Origin of the sequence: Siminovitchia sp. FSL W7-1587 (genome assembly GCF_037963795.1) — a bacterium.
Classification (GTDB): domain Bacteria; phylum Bacillota; class Bacilli; order Bacillales; family Bacillaceae_C; genus Siminovitchia; species Siminovitchia thermophila.
The window spans coordinates 227,478-249,921 of the sequence record NZ_CP150169.1 but is presented as its reverse complement, the minus strand read 5'-3'; the positions used below and the strand labels follow the sequence as shown (position 1 = coordinate 249,921).

Genomic DNA, 22,444 nt, shown 5'->3' with positions numbered 1-22,444 from the left:
GCGAAAGTTTTTCAATGCAAAAAAGAAGGCGGTTTCATCTTTTACTGGTGAACAAGGAGCCATCCCTTGACAATAGTTGTCCACACCTTTAAAATTAACTTGTATATTTTACAAATTTTTTTCACGTGAAATTTGAGCTTGGCTCTGTATATTGAAAGCTTTGTAACAATGTACCAGCCGACAGTTAGATTGCATGATACAAGTTTATAGCAAGAGGGGGTGAAATCATGGATTCAACCATATTCATCATCTCCATTTTGCTTACCCTTATCGTCGGTGTAGTTGTTGCCTATTTCATCTTTAAAACATTTGCTCAAGCAAAGATAACAGGCGCCCAAGGTTCTGCAACACAAATATTAGAAGATGCAAAGCGTGAAGCAGAATCTTTGAAAAAGGAAGCCTTGTTGGAAGCGAAGGATGAAAATCACAAACTTCGTATTGAAACTGAACGAGAACTTCGTGAAAGACGAGCTGAATTGCAAAAACAGGAAAATCGCTTATTGCAAAAGGAGGAGAACCTCGACAGAAAAGATGATACTCTTGCCAAGCGTGAAGACCAGCTTGAAAAGAAAGAGGACTCTCTTAATGAAAGACAACAACATATTGAAGAGATGGAAAGCAAAGTGGATGAAATGATCCGCCAGCAAAAAGCGGAATTAGAACGCATTTCGAGACTAACACGCGAGGAAGCGAAGTCACTTCTTTTAGAAAGTCTTAACAAAGAGTTGGCTCATGACACTGCTTTAATGATAAAAGAAAGTGAAACACGAGCCAAGGAAGAAGCGGACAAAAAGGCGAAAAACATTCTTTCGCTTGCAATCCAGCGTTGTGCAGCCGACCATGTTGCCGAAACGACTGTGTCAGTGGTCAACTTGCCAAACGATGAAATGAAGGGGCGGATTATCGGCCGGGAAGGCAGGAACATCCGAACTCTTGAAACATTGACGGGCATAGACCTGATTATCGATGACACACCGGAAGCGGTAATACTGTCAGGCTTTGACCCAATCAGGCGGGAAACTGCTAGAATCGCACTCGAAAAGCTTGTACAAGACGGACGCATCCACCCAGCCCGAATCGAAGAAATGGTTGAAAAAGCAAGGCGCGAGGTTGATGAACATATTCGGGAAGTCGGGGAACAAACCACTTTTGAAGTTGGAGTTCATGGCCTGCATCCTGATTTGATCAAAATTCTCGGTCGCTTAAAATACCGGACGAGCTACGGACAAAATGTTCTGAAACATTCAATGGAAGTTGCTCATTTATCCGGGCTGCTCGCTGCAGAACTTGGTGAGGATGAAGCGCTGGCTCGTCGTGCCGGACTGTTGCACGATATCGGGAAAGCCATCGACCATGAAGTGGAAGGCAGCCACGTAGAAATCGGAATTGAACTGGGTACCAAATATAAGGAGCATCCTGTTGTTATTAACAGTATTGCCTCCCACCATGGGGACACCGAGCCGACATCCATCATATCTGTATTGGTTGCTGCTGCAGATGCGTTATCTGCCGCAAGGCCGGGAGCCCGCAGTGAGACATTGGAAAGCTATATTAAACGACTTGAAAAGCTGGAAGAGATTTCGGAATCGTATGATGGTGTAGAAAAATCTTTTGCCATTCAGGCTGGAAGAGAAGTTCGAATCATTGTCAAGCCGGAACAGATCAACGATTTGGAGGCCCATCGACTTGCACGTGATATTCGGAAAAGAATTGAGGAAGACCTTGACTATCCGGGCCACATAAAAGTTACTGTTATTCGAGAAACGAGAGCAGTTGAATATGCAAAATAAAGCGGTGTGACATCACACCGCTTTTTCTGTGGAAAGAGCACACCAGAGTATGGGCTCGTATGTTCGCGGGAAAACTTAAGTCGGGAAACAAGTAACCGATGCGGACATAGACAGGGCAAAACGTTTAATTTAAAGGATAGAGGAGTTTACATGAATATTTTATTTGTTGGAGATGTAGTTGGTGCTCCAGGAAGAAAAATGGTAAAGGAATACTTGCCGAAACTGAAGAGCCATTTCCGGCCCCATCTTACGATCGTGAATGGAGAAAACAGTGCCGGGGGTAGAGGAATTACGGAAGAGATATATAAACAGCTGCTTGAAGCGGGGGCCAATGTCGTTACTCTCGGGAATCATGCATGGGATAATAAAAATATATTTGAATTTATTGATCGGGCCAAGTACATGGTCAGACCGGCTAATTTTCCTCAGGCCCCAGGAACAGGAATCGCTTATGTCAGAATAAATGATGTAGAAGCAGCGGTGATTAATTTGCAAGGCCGGACATTTATGACCCCTCTCGAATGTCCGTTCCAAAAAGCCGAGGAGTTAGTATTTGAGGCAAAAAATCGCACGGATATAATATTTGTCGATTTCCACGCGGAAGCAACGAGCGAGAAACAGGCAATGGGTTGGTTCCTTGATGGCAAGGTGACGGCTGTAATTGGCACACATACACATGTTCAGACCGCCGATAACCGGATTTTACCAGGGGGTACGGCCTATTTGTCGGATGTAGGCATGACGGGTCCCTACGATGGCATTCTGGGTATGGAAAAAGATGCAGTCATTTATCGTTTTATTACTGGGTTGCCGGCCAGGTTTGAAGTGCCAAATAGCGGACGAAAGCAGTTGAGTGCCTGTATCATTCAAATCAATAAAAATTCTGGTAAAGCGACTTCCATTGAAAGAATATTAATCAACGACGACACGCCTTTTTTTGCTGGCTGACAGTCAAGTAATACGCTTCCACATGTTTCGGACAAACCGGAATAGTTCCGCCTGCGACCGAATATAGTAAAAATGGAAAGGTCTACCGCGATTGCATTCACTCATGCGATCGATATGGGGAAATGACAAGGAGGAACAGTAGATGGAGATCTTAAAAGTTTCAGCAAAATCCAACCCAAATTCCGTGGCGGGCGCATTAGCGGGCGTTCTGCGCGAAAGAGGCGGCGCGGAGATTCAGGCAATTGGAGCGGGGGCATTAAATCAGGCAGTAAAAGCAGTTGCGATTGCAAGAGGATTTGTCGCCCCGGCGGGAGTAGATTTAATTTGTATTCCAGCGTTTACAGACATATTGATTGATGGGGAAGAACGGACGGCCATAAAGTTGATTGTGGAACCGAGATAATATAAATAAAACGTCCCATACAAGGCAATTTGAGCTGGCTTCACTTTTAGGGGAGCAGCTTTTTTTATTGACCAAATAACTAAATATTGGAATTCGGGCAGATGCCTGGGAAGAAAATAATCTTTTGTACAGTGCAAAAACCGCTTCATTTACGTATACATATAGTACAAGTATTTCGCAAACCATGACAAGGAACAAGAAGGCAAAAAAGGAAGTGTGTAACATGTTTGAACCGTATAATGTTGCCATTGTTCCATTAATCGTCGGAATCGTGCAGTTGTTAAAAATATATGGGCTTCCAGCAAAATTTTCACCATTGGCAGCCATCCTTATAGGGCTCGTATTCGGTGTTTTTCTTCTGGCAGATAATATAAAAGAAGGCATCATTATTGGCCTGATGTTCGGACTCTCCGCAAGCGGCCTTTACAGTGGTGGCAAAAATTTAATGGAGAATGGGAACAGAGATTCAAAATAAGGGCTCTTCTATGAGCCTTTTTTTATTGGGTTGGAAATAAGAAAAGCTTATTCGGCGTGGTGAACTTGTATCCGGATAACTTGGCAGCCGCTTCGCTCGATTGTTTTTAAACGTCCTTGTTTTTTCGAAAAATGGCCAACAATCATAGCCTTCTGTTGTATTCATCCCCAAAAGAGATTATACTATTAGAATGTATGGATAAATAAGGGTTAACACTTACATTCGTGCTTGATACATTTTGATATAGAATCTGCCATTCACATGGCACCTTGTCTTTAGTGATTAGAAAGGGGATTTTTATGAACGAAAAACAACGTTTGGAAAGCCAGCAAGCAAAGCAGCAAACGTCCTTCCAAAAACAAGAGAAGGATTACAGCCAATATTTCCAAACTGTCTATATGCCACCTTCCCTGAAAGATGCGAGAAAAAGAGGCAGGGAAGAAATTGAGTACCATAAAGACTTTGAAATTCCAGATGAGCTTCGCGAAATCGGACAGGGGAGAAAGTTTTACATCCGTACGTATGGATGCCAAATGAACGAACATGATACGGAAGTAATGGCTGGTATCTTTATGGAGCTAGGCTACCGCCATACGGAAACAATCGAAGATGCCGATGTCATTCTTTTAAACACTTGTGCTATTCGGGAAAATGCCGAAAACAAAGTGTTTGGTGAGCTGGGTCACTTAAAACCGTTGAAATTGGAAAAACCGGATCTTCTCATCGGGGTATGCGGCTGTATGTCCCAGGAGGAATCGGTAGTAAACCGAATTCTGCAAAAACACCATTTTGTGGACATGATCTTTGGAACTCATAATATTCACCGGCTTCCACAAATTTTAAACGAAGCGTATATGTCTAAGGAAATGGTTATTGAAGTCTGGTCCAAAGAAGGGGACATCATCGAAAACCTTCCTAAAGTGCGCATGGGCAATATTAAAGCTTGGGTTAACATTATGTATGGCTGTGATAAATTTTGCACGTATTGCATCGTTCCGTACACTCGCGGAAAAGAAAGAAGCCGGCGCCCCGAAGATATTATTCAGGAAGTCCGCCAGTTGGCGGCCCAAGGATATAAAGAAATTACGTTGCTTGGACAAAATGTCAATGCGTATGGCAAAGATTTCGATGATATGGAATATGGACTTGGAGATTTAATGGATGACCTCAGGAAAGTAGATATTCCAAGAATTCGCTTTACAACAAGTCATCCGCGTGATTTTGATGATCGGTTAATCGAGGTCTTGGCCAAAAAAGGAAACTTGGTTGAACATATTCATCTTCCTGTGCAATCTGGTTCCAGTGACATTTTAAAAATCATGGGCCGCGTTTATACACGTGAACAATTCCTGGAGCTTGTGAGAAAGATTAAAGCGGCTATACCAGATGTGGCGTTATCCACGGATATTATCGTTGGCTTCCCCAATGAAACAGATGAACAGTTCGAGGAAACATTGTCGCTGTATCGGGAAGTGGGCTTTGAGACTGCTTATACGTTCATTTATTCGCCGCGTGAAGGCACGCCGGCTGCCCGGATGAAAGATAATGTTTCGATGGAAGTAAAAAAAGAACGACTCCAGCGCCTAAATCAGCTCGTTAATGAGTTTTCCGCCAAAGCGATGAAAAAGTATGAAGGCCAGATTGTCGAAGTGCTTGTAGAAGGAGAAAGCAAAACAAACCCCGATATATTATCGGGTTATACAAGAAAAAATAAACTGGTAAACTTTAAAGGTCCTAAATCAGCGATCGGCCAACTGGTCCATGTAAAAATCAACGAAGCAAAAACATGGACGCTTGACGGAGTGATGGTTGAAGAAAGAGAAGCGGTTGAGGTGAATTGTAATGGCTAAATACACAAAAGACGATATCGTAAATCAAGCTCATGAATTGGCAAAGATGATTGCCGATACGGAGGAAGTTGATTTTTTCAAGCGGGCAGAGGCACAAATCAATGAAAACCAAAAGGTAAGAGAGATGATTGCCAGCATTAAAAGCTTACAGAAACAGGCAGTGAACTTCCAACATTACGGAAAAGAACGTGCATTGAAGCTTGTAGAAGAAAAAATTGAGAACTTGGAAAAAGAACTGGATGAGATTCCCATCGTTCAGGAATTTAAACAGTCGCAAACAGATGTCAATGATTTATTGCAGCTTGTTGCAACTGCCATCTCCAATAAGGTAACAGACGAAATTCTGGTCTCCACCGGCGGTGATCTGCTGACGGGAGAAACAGGATCAAAAATTAAAAACAGCACTTCCAGTTGCCAATAAGCGACCCGCCATTCTTCGGATGGCGGTTTTTCTTTTACAGTAAAACTTCTTGTCTCGAATGGCCGCATATTCGGGCTTGATTTAGCATTCACCGGGCTAGTAAGTTCCCCACACGAGGTCAGGGCAACTAGCAAGCAGTAAGGATCAAACATTTTATAAAATATGCTGTTGCAAGAAAGTGAGCCTCCAACAACACCCATATGTAAACAAAGACATATGATGTATTCACCAGGAAACCTGCCTATTTTAGGCGGGGATGCACGGTCAAAAATAAGCACATGAGTCTAGGCCGATGCATACGATGAAGTGATCATGAATGAGGAGGTTTCGCTCGAATGGCAGATCATAGAGAAATTATAACGAAAGCGGTCGTAGCGAAAGGACGTAAATATACACAGTCCAACCATACGATCTCACCGCCGTACCATCCTTCGAGCATACTGGGCTGTTGGGCTATCAATCATAAATATGAAGCGCGAAAGGTCGGAAATCAAGCAGAAATTTTCGGATCTTTTGATCTTAATATTTGGTATTCCCATCACGACAATACAAAAACATCAGTTGTCACGGAAAAAGTTGATTATAAAGACGTAATCAAGCTGAAATACCGTGATCCAGATTGTTTGGATGATAAAATCGTTTCAGTCAAAGTACTCCAACAGCCTAACTGTGTCGAAGCAACGATTTCAAAGAAAGGAAACAAAATATTGGTCAATGCGGAGAGAGAATTGCTTGTCGAAGTAATTGGCGAAACAAAAGTGTGTGTCGCAATCTACCCGGATAAATGCGCATGTGATGATGAAGAAGATGATTGGGTTGAGGAATTGGATGATGAAGATTTTGAAGAGATAGACACTGATTTTCTCTTAGCGAAAGAAGAAGATTAAAACATCCGGGACCCGCTCCCGGTTTTTTCTTGGCGTCTTTAAAGGGCTCTGTTAGAATTGAGTTTGGTAAATTTGCTGGATGCTATATTGTTATGTTTATTTTGGAAAAAAAAGACGTACAGATGTTATGATATAATCATGGATAAGCTTTTTGGAATAGAAAGGAAACTGGTATAAATGCGTCAGTATACACCGATGATACAACAATATTTACGGGTGAAGGCTGAATATAAGGATGCCTTTTTATTTTTTCGTCTGGGAGATTTTTATGAGTTGTTTTTTGAAGATGCGCTCAAGGCTTCTCAAGAACTGGAAATCACGTTAACAAGCAGGGACGGCGGATCAGAAGAAAGAATCCCAATGTGCGGGGTTCCGCATCATTCCGCTGCAGGTTATATTGAACAACTGATTCAAAAGGGTTATAAAGTCGCCATTTGCGAACAAACTGAAGACCCCAAACATGCGAAAGGCGTTGTCAAAAGGGAAGTCGTCCAGCTCATTACTCCTGGAACGGTAATGGACGGCAGCAAATTGGCCGCCAAAGAAAATAACTTTATAGCGGCCATTAGTTGCATAGATGAACATACATATGGTATTGCCTATACCGATCTGTCGACCGGGGAGAGCAAAGTGAGCTTGCTCGAAGGCGATTGTGAGTTGTTGTTGGACGAGTTGTCCACTATTGGCGCCAAAGAGGTTGTGGCATGCCAAGAGGATGACGAACAGCTTTTGAAGAGAATCGAAGAACGAAGCAAAGCCGTCATATCATACGAACATCAATGCTCTTTTGAGGAAGAGTTTCATCCCATTCTCGTTCATATAACGGATAAAAAGATGCATGCCCCCGCATTGCGGCTGCTGCATTACTTAAAAAGAACCCAAAAGCGCAGCTTAGATCACTTGCAGCCTTTTTCAATCTATGAAAATAGTCAATTTTTGAAGATAGATTATTATTCAAAACGCAATTTGGAATTAACCGAATCTATCAGGGGAAAAGGGGTGAAAGGCACTCTGCTTTGGCTGTTGGACGAAACGGCGACCGCGATGGGCGGGAGGCTGTTAAGACAATGGCTGGACAGGCCGCTCATCCAAAGAACAGCTATTGAAAAACGGCTCCATCTCGTCGATATATTCATGAAACATTATTTTGAACGGCTTGATCTGAATGAACTGTTAAAGAGTGTCTATGATTTGGAACGACTTGCCGGAAGGGTCGCCTTTGGAAACGCCAACGCCCGTGATTTGGTACAACTTAAGAAATCGCTGATGCAAATTCCGGCAATTCGCGAACTGTTAAACGGCATTGGGGACAAGGAAACCGTACGGCTTTCGGAACGTCTTGATCCTTGTGAAGAGTTGACTGACTTACTGGAAAGGTCGATTGTTGATCATCCACCCATTTCCGTAAAAGAAGGCGGAATGATCAAAGATGGCTACCATGAAGAACTTGACAAACTTCGGGATGCCAGCCGGAATGGGAAAGATTGGATTGCCGCCTTGGAAAAGGAAGAAAGGGAAAAGACGGGGATCAAATCATTGAAAGTGGGCTACAACCGTGTATTCGGGTATTACATCGAAGTAACGCGAGCCAATGTAAAATTTCTCGAGGAAGGGCGTTATGAACGCAAACAGACGCTTACAAATGCAGAACGGTTCATCACCCCCGAATTGAAGGAAAAGGAAGCGTTGATCCTTCAGGCAGATGAAAGGTCCATCGAACTGGAGTATGACATCTTTCTTGAGATCAGGCAGATTGTCAAAACGTATATTCCAAGGCTCCAGCAATCAGCGAAAATAATTAGTGAAATTGATGTATATCAAAGCTTTGCCACAGTAAGCGAAACCCGCCATTATACAAGGTCAAAGGTCAGTGAAACCCGCAAGTTAATGATTGAAAATGGCAGACATCCGGTTGTGGAAAAAGTCATCGGTTCCCAAGGATATGTCCCAAACGGCTGTATAATGGATGAACAGTATGAGATGCTTTTAATCACCGGGCCCAATATGTCCGGTAAAAGCACCTACATGCGGCAAATCGCATTAACGGCCATCATGGCCCAAATCGGTTGCTTTGTTCCCGCAGAACAGGCGGAATTACCGATATTTGATCAAATATTTACAAGGATTGGGGCGGCAGATGATTTGATTTCCGGTCAGAGTACCTTCATGGTGGAAATGCTGGAAGCGAAAAATGCCATTTCAAACGCCACCAAAAACAGTTTGATTTTGTTTGACGAAATCGGCCGGGGGACATCCACATATGACGGCATGGCTCTCGCTCAAGCGATTATTGAGTATATTCATGAAAAAATCGGCGCGAAAACATTATTTTCTACCCACTATCATGAATTGACGGCCTTGGAGGAAAAGTTGCTTCATTTAAAAAACATTCATGTCAGTGCGGCGGAGCAAGAAGGAAAGCTCGTTTTTTTACATAAAGTGAAAGATGGTCCTGCCGACAAAAGTTACGGTATTCATGTTGCCGAACTGGCTGAGTTGCCCAAGGATTTGATTGAAAGGGCACAAGAAATCTTGGCGGAACTGGAAAGCGGGGAGATAGGACAAGCTAAACCTCGTGATCAAGCCCCGAATCAACTCAATGAACAGCTGGCCTTGTTTGAGAAACCTGAAACTGGCGTGAACAGCCGTGAGAAAAAGATTTTAAAAGAAATTGAAAATCTTAATCTATTGGAGATGAACCCCCTGCAAGCATTAAATACTTTATTCTCACTCCAAAAGAAAGTAAAGAAATGACAAAAAGGGGAGTTTATCATGATGCGTGAAATTATTGAATTAAACGAAGCGTTATCCAACAAAATTGCAGCCGGTGAAGTGGTGGAAAGACCTTCTTCCGTTGTCAAAGAATTGGTGGAAAACTCCCTGGATGCGGGCAGTACGGTCATTGAAATATCCATTAAAGAAGCGGGACTCAGTGAAATTCGGGTCATTGACAATGGAAAGGGAATCGGTGAGGAGGATGTCATCGCGGCGTTTAAAAGACATGCAACAAGCAAGATAAAAGATGAGCATGATTTGTTCCGCATTAGAACACTCGGTTTCCGAGGCGAGGCGCTTCCAAGTATCGCCTCGGTTTCCCGGGTGCAGATCATAACGGCCAGGGAAGGTGAAGATGGCTCAAAAGTTGTATTGGACGGGGGAAAAATCATTGCGCATGAGAAAGCCCCATCGAGAAAGGGTACGGATATTACCGTGTCAGACTTATTTTATAATACACCGGCCCGCCTGAAATATGTAAAGAGTCTTCATACCGAAATTGGACACATTACCGATGTCGTAAACCGGTTGGCATTATCCCATCCGGATGTATCCATCCGCCTCCAGCATAATGGCCGAATTCTCCTTCAGACGAACGGAAACGGAGATATTAGACAAGTATTGGCGGCGATTTACGGGAAAAATATCGCGAGAGACATGCTGCCCATTAGTGGCCGGTCGCTTGATTTTTCCATTGAAGGGTATATATCCAGACCCGAAATGACCCGCGCTTCCAGAAATTATATTTCTACGCTCATCAATGGCAGATTCATCAAAAATTATTCTCTTGTCAAAGCGATTCTGGAAGGTTACAAAACACTCCTTCCGATCGGACGTTTCCCCATTGCGCTTATTACGATTACGATGGACCCGTTGCTCGTTGATGTGAACGTTCACCCGGCAAAATTGGAGGTTCGGCTCAGTAAAGAAATGGAACTGAATGAACTGATTACTGAAACAGTCAAGCAAGCTTTCAAAAAGGAACAGCTCATTCCACACGGGACCGCCCCTTCCCGCTCAAGAGAGCAAAGCAGTGTCCAAACAACTCTGAAGTTGGAGCCATCAACTGAACCAAATACGTACCATTCGCAGAGCAGCCGAAAAAACACATTTTTCACTAGGGAAACATTGTTGCCTCCTGAAGAAATGAAAAAGCTATATGAACCGATTGAACAGCCTGAGGAGGAGCCACTCTCGGTCCCCCATGAAACAGAGCAGCCAGGTGTCGAGGACGAAACCTTGTTGGAGGCGCCGTCACTTGAAAAAGAAGATAGTATGGAGCATGCCAGGATGCCGGCTCTTTACCCGATCGGGCAAATGCACGGAACGTATATTTTGGCCCAAAATGAAAACGGTCTTTATTTGATTGATCAACATGCCGCCCAGGAAAGAATCAAATATGAATACTTCCGCGAAAAGCTTGGCAAAGTGGAAAATGAATGGCAGCAGCTTCTCGTTCCGATCACCATGGAATTTTCGGGAGACGAGTATATAAAAATAATAGAATACAAGGAAGAGTTAATGAAAGTCGGTGTCCTCCTAGAGGAGTTCGGCATGAACAGCTTTATTATCCGCTCTCACCCTGCATGGTTTCCGAAAGGCCGGGAAAAAATGATCGTGGAAGAGATGATCCAACAGCTGTTGACGATGAAAAAAGTAGACGTGAAAAAACTGCGGGAAGAAGCAGCCATCATGATGAGCTGCAAGGCGGCCATTAAGGCGAACAGGCATTTGCGAAATGATGAAATCCAAGCGTTGCTAGACGAGCTCCGAAGGGCGGAAGATCCGTTTACTTGCCCGCATGGCAGACCGGTCATTATTCACTTTACAGTAACAGATTTAGAAAAGATGTTTAAAAGAATTATGTAACAAATCATTCACTTAATATAATGCTTTTTTAAGGAATGAACGTTATAATGAGTATATAGGATCTGTCGAGGTGATTTTAGTGACTCTTTATATGATCATTGCCGGTGTGATCGTCAGCATTGCCGCGCTTGTTGGGACGTTTCTCGTCGGCAGGGATGTTTCTCGGCAAATGAAGCAATATGAAGAACAAGGAGATACGCCTGAGGACGAGCTTGCCCGTTCTCTCGATTATGAAAAAACGTCTTTAAAAGTAAACATTAAGCGGTTGACGTGGATATATATAGTTTTAGGTCTTGTTGTTCTATTTGTATCCATCGGTATAGCTTACTACGGCTAATCAAGCATCTTTACGATGCTTGTTTATTTTTTCACTGTTCTATCGTTTCTATTGTTATAATATATTCAATATTGGAAATATGGGAGGGGTTTGATGGAACAATATATTTTGGCGATCGACCAGGGGACGACCAGTACCAGGGCGATCTTATTTAACCATAACGGAGAAACAGTTAACATATCCCAAAGAGAATTCACTCAATATTTTCCCAGCCCCGGATGGGTGGAGCATGATGCAATTGAAATATGGGGTTCTGTATTGGCCGTCATTGCCGCATGCTTGACCGAAGTTGGTGTAAAGCCGTCTCAAGTAGCCGGAATTGGCATTTCAAATCAGCGGGAAACAGCCGTTGTATGGGATAAAGATACAGGGCAGCCGATCTATCACGCAATCGTATGGCAATCCCGGCAAACCGAAGGGATATGCAATGCCTTGAAGGAACAGAACTTGGAAGAAACATTTCGAAAAAAAACGGGGCTATTGATCGACCCCTATTTTTCAGGGACTAAGGTGAAATGGATTCTTGACAATGTCGAAGGAGCGCGGGAAAAGGCAAAAGCCGGAAAGCTTTTATTCGGCACAATCGATACATGGCTTATTTGGAAGCTGTCCGGTGGAGCGGTTCATGTAACAGACTTTTCCAATGCTTCACGCACATTGATGTATAATATCCATACGCTTGAATGGGACCAAGAGTTGCTGGATATTCTTGGCATTTCGCGATCCATGTTGCCTGAAGTGAGGCCCTCTTCGGAAGTATACGCAAAAACGGTTCCGGAACATTTTTTTGATCAGGAAATACCGATCGCTAGTGCTGCTGGAGATCAGCAGGCCGCTTTGTTTGGCCAAGCTTGCTTTGAAAAAGGGATGGCTAAAAATACATATGGAACCGGATGCTTTATGTTAATGAATACAGGTGAAAAACCTGTTACTTCCAAGCACGGACTTCTTACGACCATCGCGTGGAAGGTTGGAGGGAAGCTGGAGTACGCTTTGGAAGGAAGCATATTCGTAGCCGGGTCTGCGATCCAATGGTTAAGGGACGGTTTGCAGATCATCAAAGACACTCCTTCCAGTGAAACTTACGCATCGAAAGTCGATTCGACCGATGGTGTCTATGTTGTTCCCGCTTTTGTGGGGTTGGGGACACCGTATTGGGATAGTGATGTGAGGGGGGCGGTGTTTGGCTTGACGAGAGGCACGACAAAAGAGCATTTTATCCGCGCGACCCTGGAGTCGCTCGCCTATCAAACGAAGGATGTTCTATTGTCGATGGAAGCGGATTCGGGTATTTCGCTTAAAAAGCTGCGAGTAGACGGAGGGGCAGTGAGAAACAACTTCTTAATGCAATTTCAAAGTGATCTGCTGCGTGTGGCTGTTGAAAGGCCAAAGATCAATGAAACGACAGCACTTGGAACAGCTTATCTGGCGGGACTTGCAGTTGGCTTTTGGAAAGATCAAGAAGAAATTGGTAAAAGATGGGCTTTAGATGAAAAATTCCATCCGGAAATGGCGGAAGAGCGGGCCGACAGATTATATGCCGGTTGGCAGACGGCGGTTCGGGCTGCCATGGCTTTTAAACCTTGACGAGCTTTAAACATTTTCTTTTGAATACTTTTTTTGGTAAGATAACACATAAGCAATTAGTGAAAGCAGTGAATTCCATTGAAGGAGAAAAAAAAGCTCATCGTCATTGTCGGTCCGACAGCCGTAGGAAAAACAGATACGAGCATTACAGTGGCAAAATGTTTTAACGGAGAAGTTATTAGCGGTGATTCCATGCAAGTGTATAAAGGGATGGATATTGGTACTGCCAAAATTCAACCCGATGAAATGATGGGAATTCCACATCACTTATTGGACATCAAAAAACCGGATGAGCCGTTTTCAGTCGCCGAGTTTCAAACAGTGGTCAGAAAAAAAATCAATGATATTACCGCCCGCGGCGCCGTTCCCATTATTGTCGGCGGGACAGGGCTTTATATCGCTTCGGTTTTATACGACTACAAATTTACCGATGAAGCGCCTGACACCGAATACCGCAGAGCCTTGGAAAAAAGAGCTTCAGAAGGAAAAACAGATGAACTATATCAGGAGCTGGCCGCGGTGGATCCGGAAACAGCGAGCAGTATTCATCCTCACAATGTAAAAAGGGTTATTCGCGCTTTGGAAATCTACCGCTTAACCGGAACAAAAATGAGCGAAAAACCGAAAGCAACATTGGCTGAGCCGCTTTATGACACAGCTTTAATCGGACTTACAATGGATCGCAGCAAATTGTATGAGCGCATTAACAATCGTGTAGACATCATGATGAAAATGGGCTTTCTTCAAGAAGCCAAATACTTTTATGATCAAGGCCTCCGTAATGTCCAGTCTGTTCAGGCCATCGGCTATAAAGAACTTTTTGAGTACTTTGATGGGAAGCTGTCTCTGGAGGAAGCAGTTCGACTGCTGAAAAAAAATACAAGGAGATACGCGAAACGCCAGCTCACCTGGTTTCGTAATAAAATGGATGTTACATGGTTTGATATGACGAATGAAAGGGAACACTTGAATACGATTAATGAGATTGTTCAATTTATTGCAGGAAAGCTGCAATTAAAATCGAATACATAAGTATAGAGAAAAAGAGGAGGTCTTCCGATGAAGCAACCGATCAACATTCAAGATCAATTTTTAAATCAACTGCGTAAAGAAGGAATCCCTGTAACAGTGTTCTTATTAAACGGATTTCAACTGCGTGGGCAAGTAAGAGGCTTTGATAACTTTACCGTACTATTTGAAACTGAAGGCAAACATCAGCTTGTCTTTAAACATGCCATCTCAACTTTTTCGCCCCAACGCAACGTGCAAATTAATTTTGAAGAAGAATAAAGTGAGAATTTAACGAGTGGGGATTGCCGAGAGCATTATTGGGCAATCCCCACATAATGAGGAAACATTCTATGAAGTGCTCGGCAGTATCGTCTCTAAAAGAGCAAGTGCTCTTTGATCTGGTATGTGATCCAAAGTTGAACTCCTTATTGCCACTATTCTCACAAAGGAATTGGGGAACTCCTTTTTCAAGAAACGAGCAACTAAAAACAGTAATGAAACATTTTACTATTCATTCAGATGAATGGATGGCGTTCTTACCTTAAACTTTAGAAAGGTGTCGTAACTTTCACTCTCACTCAAGAATGGAAGGAATAACAAACAGCAGAAATAACGGCACCTCACTAACACATTGCTCTATCAGCGTAGGAAGTGGAAATGTCTTTAACAATATCAGCTCATCTATTGTATGACTACTAATTTTCATCTTAATGAATAATCGTTTTGCACCGATCCAGAATCAATTTGAACCTCTCTTTCTACAATTCTTCATTCTTTCGTTTATTCCAAAGCAAAGTAACCGAGTACTTTGAAACCATGCCGGCAAGTGGACTGGGGACAATTCATCGTCGATTGGAATGATAAGCAGATCATACTATTTTGCAATAAAACAAGTGAAACAACTTTAATAAAACGTTCTTCTTCAACTGAATGCGACGATTAAAATTGTTAATGCGGGAAATGTAGAGAAACACCGGTCAACTTACATGAGAGCTGGATTGTGAACAGAATTAAAAAAGGATTGAACATTTGATTCTGGGACTAATGGAAGAATTGGAAATTTTTTTAATTAAAAAGAGCAGCCGTCCGTTCGTATAATATTGTAAACTTTGGTGCGAACCCCAAGCGAACATAACATCTCTAGGGGACCCGCACCAAAAAAAACAGTATGATACGAAAATATATGGTAAAATTGAAAAGAAGATAGCAAAACACCTCCCAAAAACAGGTTATCCTACTAGATTTTGGGAGCAATTTTCCTTTTATTAGGAAATTTTCGCTGTCGCACTCCATGTGAGTGCGTGGATTGAAATCAGCCGTCGTAATAATGAATATTCGTCGAGTATTGTCGCACTCCATGTGAGTGCGTGGATTGAGATCGCTGTGTCGATCCTTTTTTCCTTTTAGCCACTTCCTGTAATCGCCCAAGGGTTCCGGATATTGTTCCAGCTGCTTGATCTTTCGTCGGCGCTCAAATCAAACCGATTTGTAATGAAATGTAGTACATTCCCTTTTGAATCCATCACTTTTAGAAAACGAAAGTAATTTTCAGCACGGTTTTGAGTCGTACCAATCAGCACCATTTGATCCGATAAAACAGTCGTATCCTCGGGCAATTTAAAATTGTAAATTTATCGCATGGCAGCGTTTTTACGTAGTCTAGATAGAAAAAAGTAGCCGTCATCAGTCATGCGGTCAAAGCGCTCGTAGTCCAGATAGCCACGGTCAAACACATACATGCACTCCTTGTCATCCACCATGATTTCAAGCTGACCACGGTCGTGTTCTTTTGCCGTTGTTTGGACGGCTTTTTCGGGATAGGAAGTTCCTTTTTCCATAAATACAAGGCGTAGATGCAGTTTCACACCGGCTTTTGTCTTGCGGAACTTTGCCCACCTATGGTTGGTTAAACTCAGTGGCAATGTGCTTGAATCTATGATTTTTAACGGCATAACAAGTTTTGTATATGGCATGCATTTGTGAGACTAAGTCAAGGAGAAGCTCTTGAAATAGATCTGGATTCATGCCATTTAATCGGCGTGACAGCTGCGAAATACTGATCGAATCAAGGTCAATCTCTTTTTAGAAGATGATCGTCGAAAAGACAATCACTTAGCGTATGAAAACTTTCTATTTCATGTAGCTGCGCAAAAAGCAGTAATTTTAGGAATGGCTCTGTCGTTAATTTTTTCGTATAGAAATCTAATTTCATGGTTTTCACCTGTTCTTCAAATAATGAAAAATTAATTGGTGAAAACCATTGTCCAAATGAAGTTTTTCGTGTAATTTTGTCCATGAGTTTGTGTCCTTTTTAGTGGATTTGGATGGGTTTCTATGCAAAAAATGACAAAATTGAATATTTAGCGTATTTTCAAAAGTGGAATTTAATTAATGCAACACTAGGTGTTATTTTAGAAAAAAATGAAGCGTTTTCATGAAGGGTAAAAAACTGAAACGCATAGATGGAGAGGTGTCAGAAGATTTAGCTTTCTAAAAGTATTTCCCAAAAGGGAGGAAGTTCATTTTACTAAATGTATGTAATGTATGGTACTCGTTAGTCGAGAAGGTATGCTAATATGTTTTCAACATAACATTAATATAATGAATGTGTACTCACCTGTTACTTGGAGTGGCAGGCGGATTAGCTTTAAATAGCTGGTTCCTGGCCCGTCAACTTGCTGCGCAGAGGCACGAACTATCTTTCAGGAAAACGGCAGTTGAAAATAAATTGTTCCGTTTAGTGTTGAAACCGAGCTTGTTAGTAGTTTATGGGCGTAAAGAAAAAGAACCCCAAACTGCAGGAAGCAGCGTTTTTTTATTAATAGCCCAGTCGTCCTCCTTATGTAATGAGGCTGGCTTTTTTCGAATATAATGGATACAAACAATATGAGGAACAAAATGTCATATTGGGCGTATACTGTTTCTGAATGCGAGGTGATGGGCTGTGGATGAACCAATCAAGATGAAGAATAATGGCCAGATCAGTATAATGCTCAACATGCATAAAAGGGATAAACATAAAGATGGACATGGTCATGCTGTTTCCAAATCATTGCCCGGCCAACATGCCATCTTAAATGAAATTGAAAGTGAGATGGATTCCCTTGTAGGACTCAACCACATAAAGAAAACAATGAAGGAAATTTATGCGTGGATTTACATTAACAAAAAACGGGAAGCTGCAGGATTAAAAGCCGGTCCTCAAGTGTTGCATATGATGTTCAAAGGAAATCCGGGAACGGGAAAAACGACTGTCGCCAGGCTGATTGGCAAATTGCTCCATAAAATGGAGGTTCTTCCTAAAGGACATCTGATTGAAGCGGAAAGGGCTGATCTTGTTGGCGAGTACATTGGCCACACTGCACAAAAAACACGGGATTTAATCAAAAAAGCATCCGGCGGTATTTTATTCATTGATGAAGCCTATTCACTTGGCCGCGGTGGTGAGAAAGACTTTGGCAAAGAAGCGATTGATACCCTTGTTAAACATATGGAAGATAAACAGCATACCTTTATTTTAATCCTGGCTGGATATTCAAAAGAAATGGATTATTTTTTAAGTTTAAATCCCGGCCTTCACTCCAGGTTTCCACTTGTCTTTCATTTTCCGGACTATTCTGTCAATGAATTAATGGAAATTGCCAGACGCATGTTACGAGAGAAGCAATATGAATTTACCCATGAAGCAGAAGCGAAATTGAAAGATCATCTTATATACGCCAAAGGTGTGAACAGATCCACATTTTCCAATGGACGGTATGTCCGCAATATTATCGAAGGCGCGGTGCGGGCGCAGGCCATGCGGCTTCTTTCCGAAAGCAGATTGAACCGTAATAATTTGATGACGCTTCATAGCCGCGATTTGGTCTTTGCGAAAAATAACACCTATACTTAAATGTCCACTCCGACTTCTGGCGGAGTTTCTTTTTTCTTTCCAAACATATCTGTTATGATGTGTTTAGACATTGTAAAGAAAGCAGGAGTGTCTAAAATGCTCAAACATGAAGAAACAGCTATTCTTGTCGGTTGCCAGCTCGATGCAAACGACCATCATTTTCAATATTCAATGGATGAACTGGCTTCGTTGACAACTACAGCCAAAGCGAAAGTACTGGCCACAATGGTACAAAAACGGGAACGGCTCCATCCCTCAACTTATTTGGGAAAAGGAAAGTTGGAAGAACTTCAGTCGCTGGTGGAAGAGTTGGAGCCTGATTTAATCATTTTCAATGACGAATTGACTCCAACCCAACTGCGTAATCTTCAAGAACAGTTTTCTGGAAGGGTGCTGGACAGAACACAGCTCATTCTTGATATTTTTGCGCAGCGCGCCAAATCAAGAGAAGGGAAATTGCAGGTAGAGCTTGCCCAATTGCAATATTTATTGCCTAGGCTCGCCGGCCAAGGAATTGCTTTGTCAAGGCTTGGGGGCGGTATTGGGACAAGGGGACCAGGGGAAACAAAACTTGAATCTGACCGCCGGCATATCAGGCGGAGGATTGACGAAATTAAAAGGCAATTGGAGACGATTGTGCAACATCGTAAAGGTTACAGATCCCGGAGAAAAAGAAATAATACGTATCAAATCGCCATTGTAGGCTATACAAATGCCGGAAAATCAACATTATTCAACCGTTTATCGATGGCGGAGTCGTTTGCGGAAGACAAATTGTTCGCGACTCTTGATCCGCTGACACGAAGACTTGTCCTCCCAAGCGGATACTCGGTTTTGATTACAGATACGGTTGGTTTTATTCAGGATTTGCCCACTACATTGGTTGCGGCTTTCCGCTCTACATTGGAAGAAGCGCGTGAGGCGGATCTGTTGCTGCATGTTGTTGATTGTTCCAACCCGGACTATAGCAATCATGAAGAGACAGTTCGAGAGCTGTTGAAAGAACTGGAAATAGCACACTTGCCCCAATTGACCGTATACAATAAAGCAGATCAAATTCATTCTGATTTTGTTCCAAGTTCAGGAGATGCGGTTCTAATGAGTGCGTTTGATGAGAATGACCGAAATCTGCTAAAACAAAAAATTGAAAGTATGGCCGTAGCATCCATGGAGTACTATCATGTAATCATTCCCTCACATGAAGGGCGGCTTTTGTCTGTATTAAAGAGCGACACGATTTTGAGAGAATTAACTTTTTTGGAGAAAGAACAGGCCTATAAATGCAAAGGTTACGTTCTTCCAGATCATCCTGTAACAGGATCGCTAAAATTATATGAAGTTTGAAGGAGTCAGCAAAAAATGTATACGTACTTGACACATAGAGAGAAATTGGGCCCCGTCATTGAAGCTGTTGAAGAGAAAATTTCGGGTAAGCTCAAAGAAATTGACAAGCTCATTGAAATAAATCAATATCGCGTATTAGCATGCTTCCAAAAGCATCGTGTGAACGATACATATTTTCATCCATCCACCGGGTATGGGTATGATGATATGGGGCGGGAAACACTTGAAAGCATTTATGCCGATGTGTTTGGCGGGGAGGCCGGGCTTGTCCGCCCACAAATTGTCTCAGGCACTCACGCCATCGCTATTTCGTTGTTTGGAGTGCTTCGTCCCGGGGATGAATTGCTATATATTACTGGAAAGCCGTACGATACACTGGAAGAAATTGTTGGGATTCGCGGCAAATCCAGCGGATCACTGAAGGAATTTGGCGTCGCTTATGAAGCCGTCCCTTTAACTCAGGAAGGAAAAGTGGATTTTCAAGCTGTTCAACAGAAAATCAATTCAAAGACGAAAGTAATTGGTATACAAAGATCGAAAGGCTATGACGACCGTCCTTCATTTACTATCGCAGAAATCGCTGAAATGATCGCTTTTGTAAAAGAAATAAACCCGGAGCTGATTGTTTTTGTTGACAATTGCTACGGTGAATTTGTAGAAACACGTGAGCCATGCCATGTTGGAGCCGATTTGATGGCAGGATCACTTATTAAAAACCCCGGGGGAGGAATTGTAAAAACGGGAGGCTATATTGTTGGGAAATCGAAATATGTTGAAGACTGTTCCTATAGGATGACATCCCCGGGCCTTGGCTCAGAAGCCGGAGCTTCCCTTTACAGCCTGCTTGAAATGTATCAAGGGTTTTTCCTGGCACCCCATATTACGGGGCAAGCACTGAAAGGAGCTGTCTTTACATCGGCTTTTCTGCAACAGATCGGGATGAACACGGAGCCGAAATGGGATGCGCCGCGAACAGATTTAATACAATCCGTCCAGTTTGGCGATGCCGATTTAATGGTTGCGTTTTGCCAGGCTATCCAGGCCGCATCACCGGTGGATTCGTATGTTATGCCTTATCCTAGTGAAATGCCGGGCTATAATGATCCTGTCATCATGGCCGCCGGTACTTTTATTCAAGGGGCCAGCATTGAACTGTCGGCCGACGGCCCGATCCGTCCTCCATATGCCGCATATGTACAAGGAGGCCTTACATATGCCCATGTAAAAATTGCCATTTCCACTGCGGTGGATTATTTGCTGGATAAAGGTTTGATTCGTGTAAATTAAGTGAATATATATATGGAAGACAGTAATAGCTTGCTGTCTTTTTCAAATTTTTTCTTGACAGATGAAACTGTGGCATTTATCATTTCGTACATGATATTTTTCTTTACTTCATGATGATTTGTCATGTTGAATCTGTCATTCCAGGAGGAATATTCGCACATGAGCATGTTTACACGGGAAAGCATCACACAGCTGGCAGAAGAACAAAACGTGAAGTTTATCAGGTTGCAGTTTACTGATATTTTGGGGACAGTAAAAAATGTTGAAATCCCCATCAGCCAATTAGAGAAAGCACTGGATAATAAAATGATGTTTGACGGATCTTCCATTGAAGGATTTGTAAGAATAGAAGAATCCGATATGTATTTGGTGCCGGATCTTGATACATGGGTCATTTTTCCATGGACTGCCGAAAAGGGAAAAGTGGCGAGACTGATTTGTGATGTTTACCATAAATCCGGGGAGCCATTTTTAGGTGACCCGCGAAGCAATTTAAAAAGGGTTTTAAAGGAAATGGAAGAATATGGATTTACTGAGTTCAACCTTGGACCGGAACCAGAATTTTTCCTCTTTAAGTTGGATGAAAAGGGTGAACCGACATTAGAATTAAACGATAACGGCGGATATTTTGATTTGGCTCCCACCGACCTTGGTGAGAATTGCCGCCGTGACATTGTGCTAGAGCTTGAAGAAATGGGCTTTGAGATCGAAGCTTCACACCATGAAGAGGCTCCCGGCCAGCACGAAATCGATTTTAAATACTCGGATGCCGTCAGTGCATGTGATCACATCCAAACATTTAAACTTGTCGTAAAGACAATTGCCCGAAAACACGGCCTGCATGCCACATTTATGCCAAAGCCCCTATTTGGTGTAGCGGGATCAGGAATGCACTTCAATATGTCTCTATTTCAAAACGGGAAGAATGCTTTTTATGATCCAAATGGTGAGCTGGAAATGAGCGAAACGGCATTTCAATTTATGGCAGGTATTATTAAGCACGCACCTGGCTTTACAGGGATCACAAATCCAACGATCAATTCATACAAACGGCTCGTCCCGGGTTACGAAGCCCCATGTTATATTGCTTGGTCTGCCCAAAACAGGAGCCCGCTTGTCAGAATACCATCATCAAGAGGGCAAAGCACAAGAATTGAACTTCGGAGCGTCGATCCAACAGCAAATCCTTATCTTGCAATGGCCGTCCTATTAAAGGCCGGATTAAGCGGTGTTAAAGAACAACTATCTCCTCCACAACCGGTAGACCGCAACATTTATATCATGAACAAAAATGAGCGGGAGAAAGAAGGGGTTGTCGATTTACCCCACAATCTCCACGAAGCATTGCAGGAACTGAAGGCTGACGAAGTTATGAAAGACGCTTTAGGACCGCACATCCTCGAAAACTTTATTGAAGCAAAAGAGATTGAGTGGGAAATGTTTAGGACCCAGGTACACCCATGGGAAAGGGAGCAGTACATGAAGCTGTATTAATTTATAAAACCGTTGGGGCTGTTAGGCTCCTTCGGTTTTTTTACTGACTGGGACATTTCGGTTTTTGTACA

At 42.7% G+C, this 22,444-nt stretch carries 17 protein-coding genes and 1 pseudogene; 17 read left to right on the top strand and 1 reads right to left on the bottom strand.

The genetic code is table 11. The features are described from left to right. The first annotated feature begins 227 nt into the window (after nucleotides 1-227). The 13 genes from rny (at nucleotide 228) to hfq (ending at nucleotide 14,632) form a co-directional block, all read left to right on the top strand. The gene (rny, locus tag NST31_RS01175) at nucleotides 228-1,790 is read left to right on the top strand and encodes a ribonuclease Y (protein WP_077111667.1); all 1,563 of its coding nucleotides are present in this window, start codon (nucleotides 228-230) and stop codon (nucleotides 1,788-1,790) included. Nucleotides 1,791-1,940: 150 nt separating this feature from the next. Continuing rightward, the gene (locus NST31_RS01170; RefSeq protein WP_077111666.1) at nucleotides 1,941-2,738 is read left to right on the top strand and encodes a TIGR00282 family metallophosphoesterase; all 798 of its coding nucleotides are present in this window, start codon (nucleotides 1,941-1,943) and stop codon (nucleotides 2,736-2,738) included. 142 nt (nucleotides 2,739-2,880) lie between these two features. Beyond that, the gene (gene spoVS, locus NST31_RS01165) at nucleotides 2,881-3,141 is read left to right on the top strand and encodes a stage V sporulation protein SpoVS (protein WP_077111665.1); all 261 of its coding nucleotides are present in this window, start codon (nucleotides 2,881-2,883) and stop codon (nucleotides 3,139-3,141) included. A gap of 223 nt (nucleotides 3,142-3,364) precedes the next feature. Further along, nucleotides 3,365-3,616, top strand: coding sequence for a hypothetical protein (locus tag NST31_RS01160; RefSeq protein WP_077111664.1), 252 nt, complete (start codon nucleotides 3,365-3,367; stop codon nucleotides 3,614-3,616). Nucleotides 3,617-3,915: 299 nt separating this feature from the next. Further along, nucleotides 3,916-5,466 carry a tRNA (N6-isopentenyl adenosine(37)-C2)-methylthiotransferase MiaB gene (gene miaB / locus NST31_RS01155; RefSeq protein ID WP_077111663.1) on the top strand — a complete coding sequence of 517 codons (1,551 nt, stop codon included), beginning with the start codon at nucleotides 3,916-3,918 and terminating at the stop codon, nucleotides 5,464-5,466. Then, complete coding sequence (locus tag NST31_RS01150; RefSeq protein WP_077111662.1) at nucleotides 5,459-5,887, top strand: RicAFT regulatory complex protein RicA family protein; 429 nt, start codon at nucleotides 5,459-5,461, stop codon at nucleotides 5,885-5,887. The genes miaB and NST31_RS01150 overlap by 8 nt, the downstream gene beginning before the upstream one ends. Before the next feature lie 335 nt (nucleotides 5,888-6,222). Beyond that, the gene (gene cotE, locus NST31_RS01145) at nucleotides 6,223-6,774 is read left to right on the top strand and encodes an outer spore coat protein CotE (RefSeq protein WP_077111661.1); all 552 of its coding nucleotides are present in this window, start codon (nucleotides 6,223-6,225) and stop codon (nucleotides 6,772-6,774) included. A 177-nt stretch (nucleotides 6,775-6,951) separates the two neighbouring features. Then, the gene (gene mutS / locus NST31_RS01140) at nucleotides 6,952-9,528 is read left to right on the top strand and encodes a DNA mismatch repair protein MutS (RefSeq protein ID WP_339163436.1); all 2,577 of its coding nucleotides are present in this window, start codon (nucleotides 6,952-6,954) and stop codon (nucleotides 9,526-9,528) included. Between the two features lie 21 nt (nucleotides 9,529-9,549). Beyond that, nucleotides 9,550-11,418, top strand: coding sequence for a DNA mismatch repair endonuclease MutL (gene mutL / locus NST31_RS01135; protein WP_077111830.1), 1,869 nt, complete (start codon nucleotides 9,550-9,552; stop codon nucleotides 11,416-11,418). 70 nt (nucleotides 11,419-11,488) lie between these two features. Continuing rightward, a complete protein-coding gene (locus NST31_RS01130) occupies nucleotides 11,489-11,755 on the top strand; it encodes a hypothetical protein (RefSeq protein ID WP_253191885.1) in 267 nt (88 codons plus the stop codon). Between the two features lie 93 nt (nucleotides 11,756-11,848). After that, nucleotides 11,849-13,342, top strand: a complete 1,494-nt coding sequence (glpK, locus tag NST31_RS01125; protein ID WP_339163433.1) for a glycerol kinase GlpK — start codon at nucleotides 11,849-11,851, stop codon at nucleotides 13,340-13,342. Between the two features lie 78 nt (nucleotides 13,343-13,420). Beyond that, complete coding sequence (gene miaA / locus NST31_RS01120; RefSeq protein WP_339163431.1) at nucleotides 13,421-14,374, top strand: tRNA (adenosine(37)-N6)-dimethylallyltransferase MiaA; 954 nt, start codon at nucleotides 13,421-13,423, stop codon at nucleotides 14,372-14,374. Between the two features lie 27 nt (nucleotides 14,375-14,401). Next, nucleotides 14,402-14,632 (top strand): RNA chaperone Hfq, encoded by a 231-nt coding sequence (gene hfq / locus NST31_RS01115; RefSeq protein WP_339163429.1) that lies wholly within the window; start codon nucleotides 14,402-14,404, stop codon nucleotides 14,630-14,632. Nucleotides 14,633-15,813: 1,181 nt separating this feature from the next. On the opposite strand, the pseudogene NST31_RS01110 reads toward hfq, so the two are convergent. Then, nucleotides 15,814-16,649: pseudogene (locus NST31_RS01110) on the bottom strand (IS4 family transposase); the annotation flags it as partial. 648 nt (nucleotides 16,650-17,297) lie between these two features. On the opposite strand from NST31_RS01110, the gene spoVK reads away from it, so the two are divergent. The 4 genes from spoVK to glnA all read left to right on the top strand — a co-directional run bounded on the left by spoVK (nucleotide 17,298) and on the right by glnA (nucleotide 22,373). Further along, nucleotides 17,298-18,248: a stage V sporulation protein K gene (spoVK, locus tag NST31_RS01105; RefSeq protein WP_077110299.1), complete on the top strand. Its 951-nt coding sequence runs from the start codon at nucleotides 17,298-17,300 to the stop codon at nucleotides 18,246-18,248. Between the two features lie 96 nt (nucleotides 18,249-18,344). Then, nucleotides 18,345-19,592: a GTPase HflX gene (hflX, locus tag NST31_RS01100; protein WP_339163427.1), complete on the top strand. Its 1,248-nt coding sequence runs from the start codon at nucleotides 18,345-18,347 to the stop codon at nucleotides 19,590-19,592. 15 nt (nucleotides 19,593-19,607) lie between these two features. Then, nucleotides 19,608-20,879, top strand: a complete 1,272-nt coding sequence (locus tag NST31_RS01095; protein ID WP_077110301.1) for a methionine gamma-lyase family protein — start codon at nucleotides 19,608-19,610, stop codon at nucleotides 20,877-20,879. A gap of 159 nt (nucleotides 20,880-21,038) precedes the next feature. Then, nucleotides 21,039-22,373: a type I glutamate--ammonia ligase gene (gene glnA, locus NST31_RS01090; protein ID WP_077110302.1), complete on the top strand. Its 1,335-nt coding sequence runs from the start codon at nucleotides 21,039-21,041 to the stop codon at nucleotides 22,371-22,373. The last annotated feature ends 71 nt before the right edge of the window (nucleotides 22,374-22,444 follow it).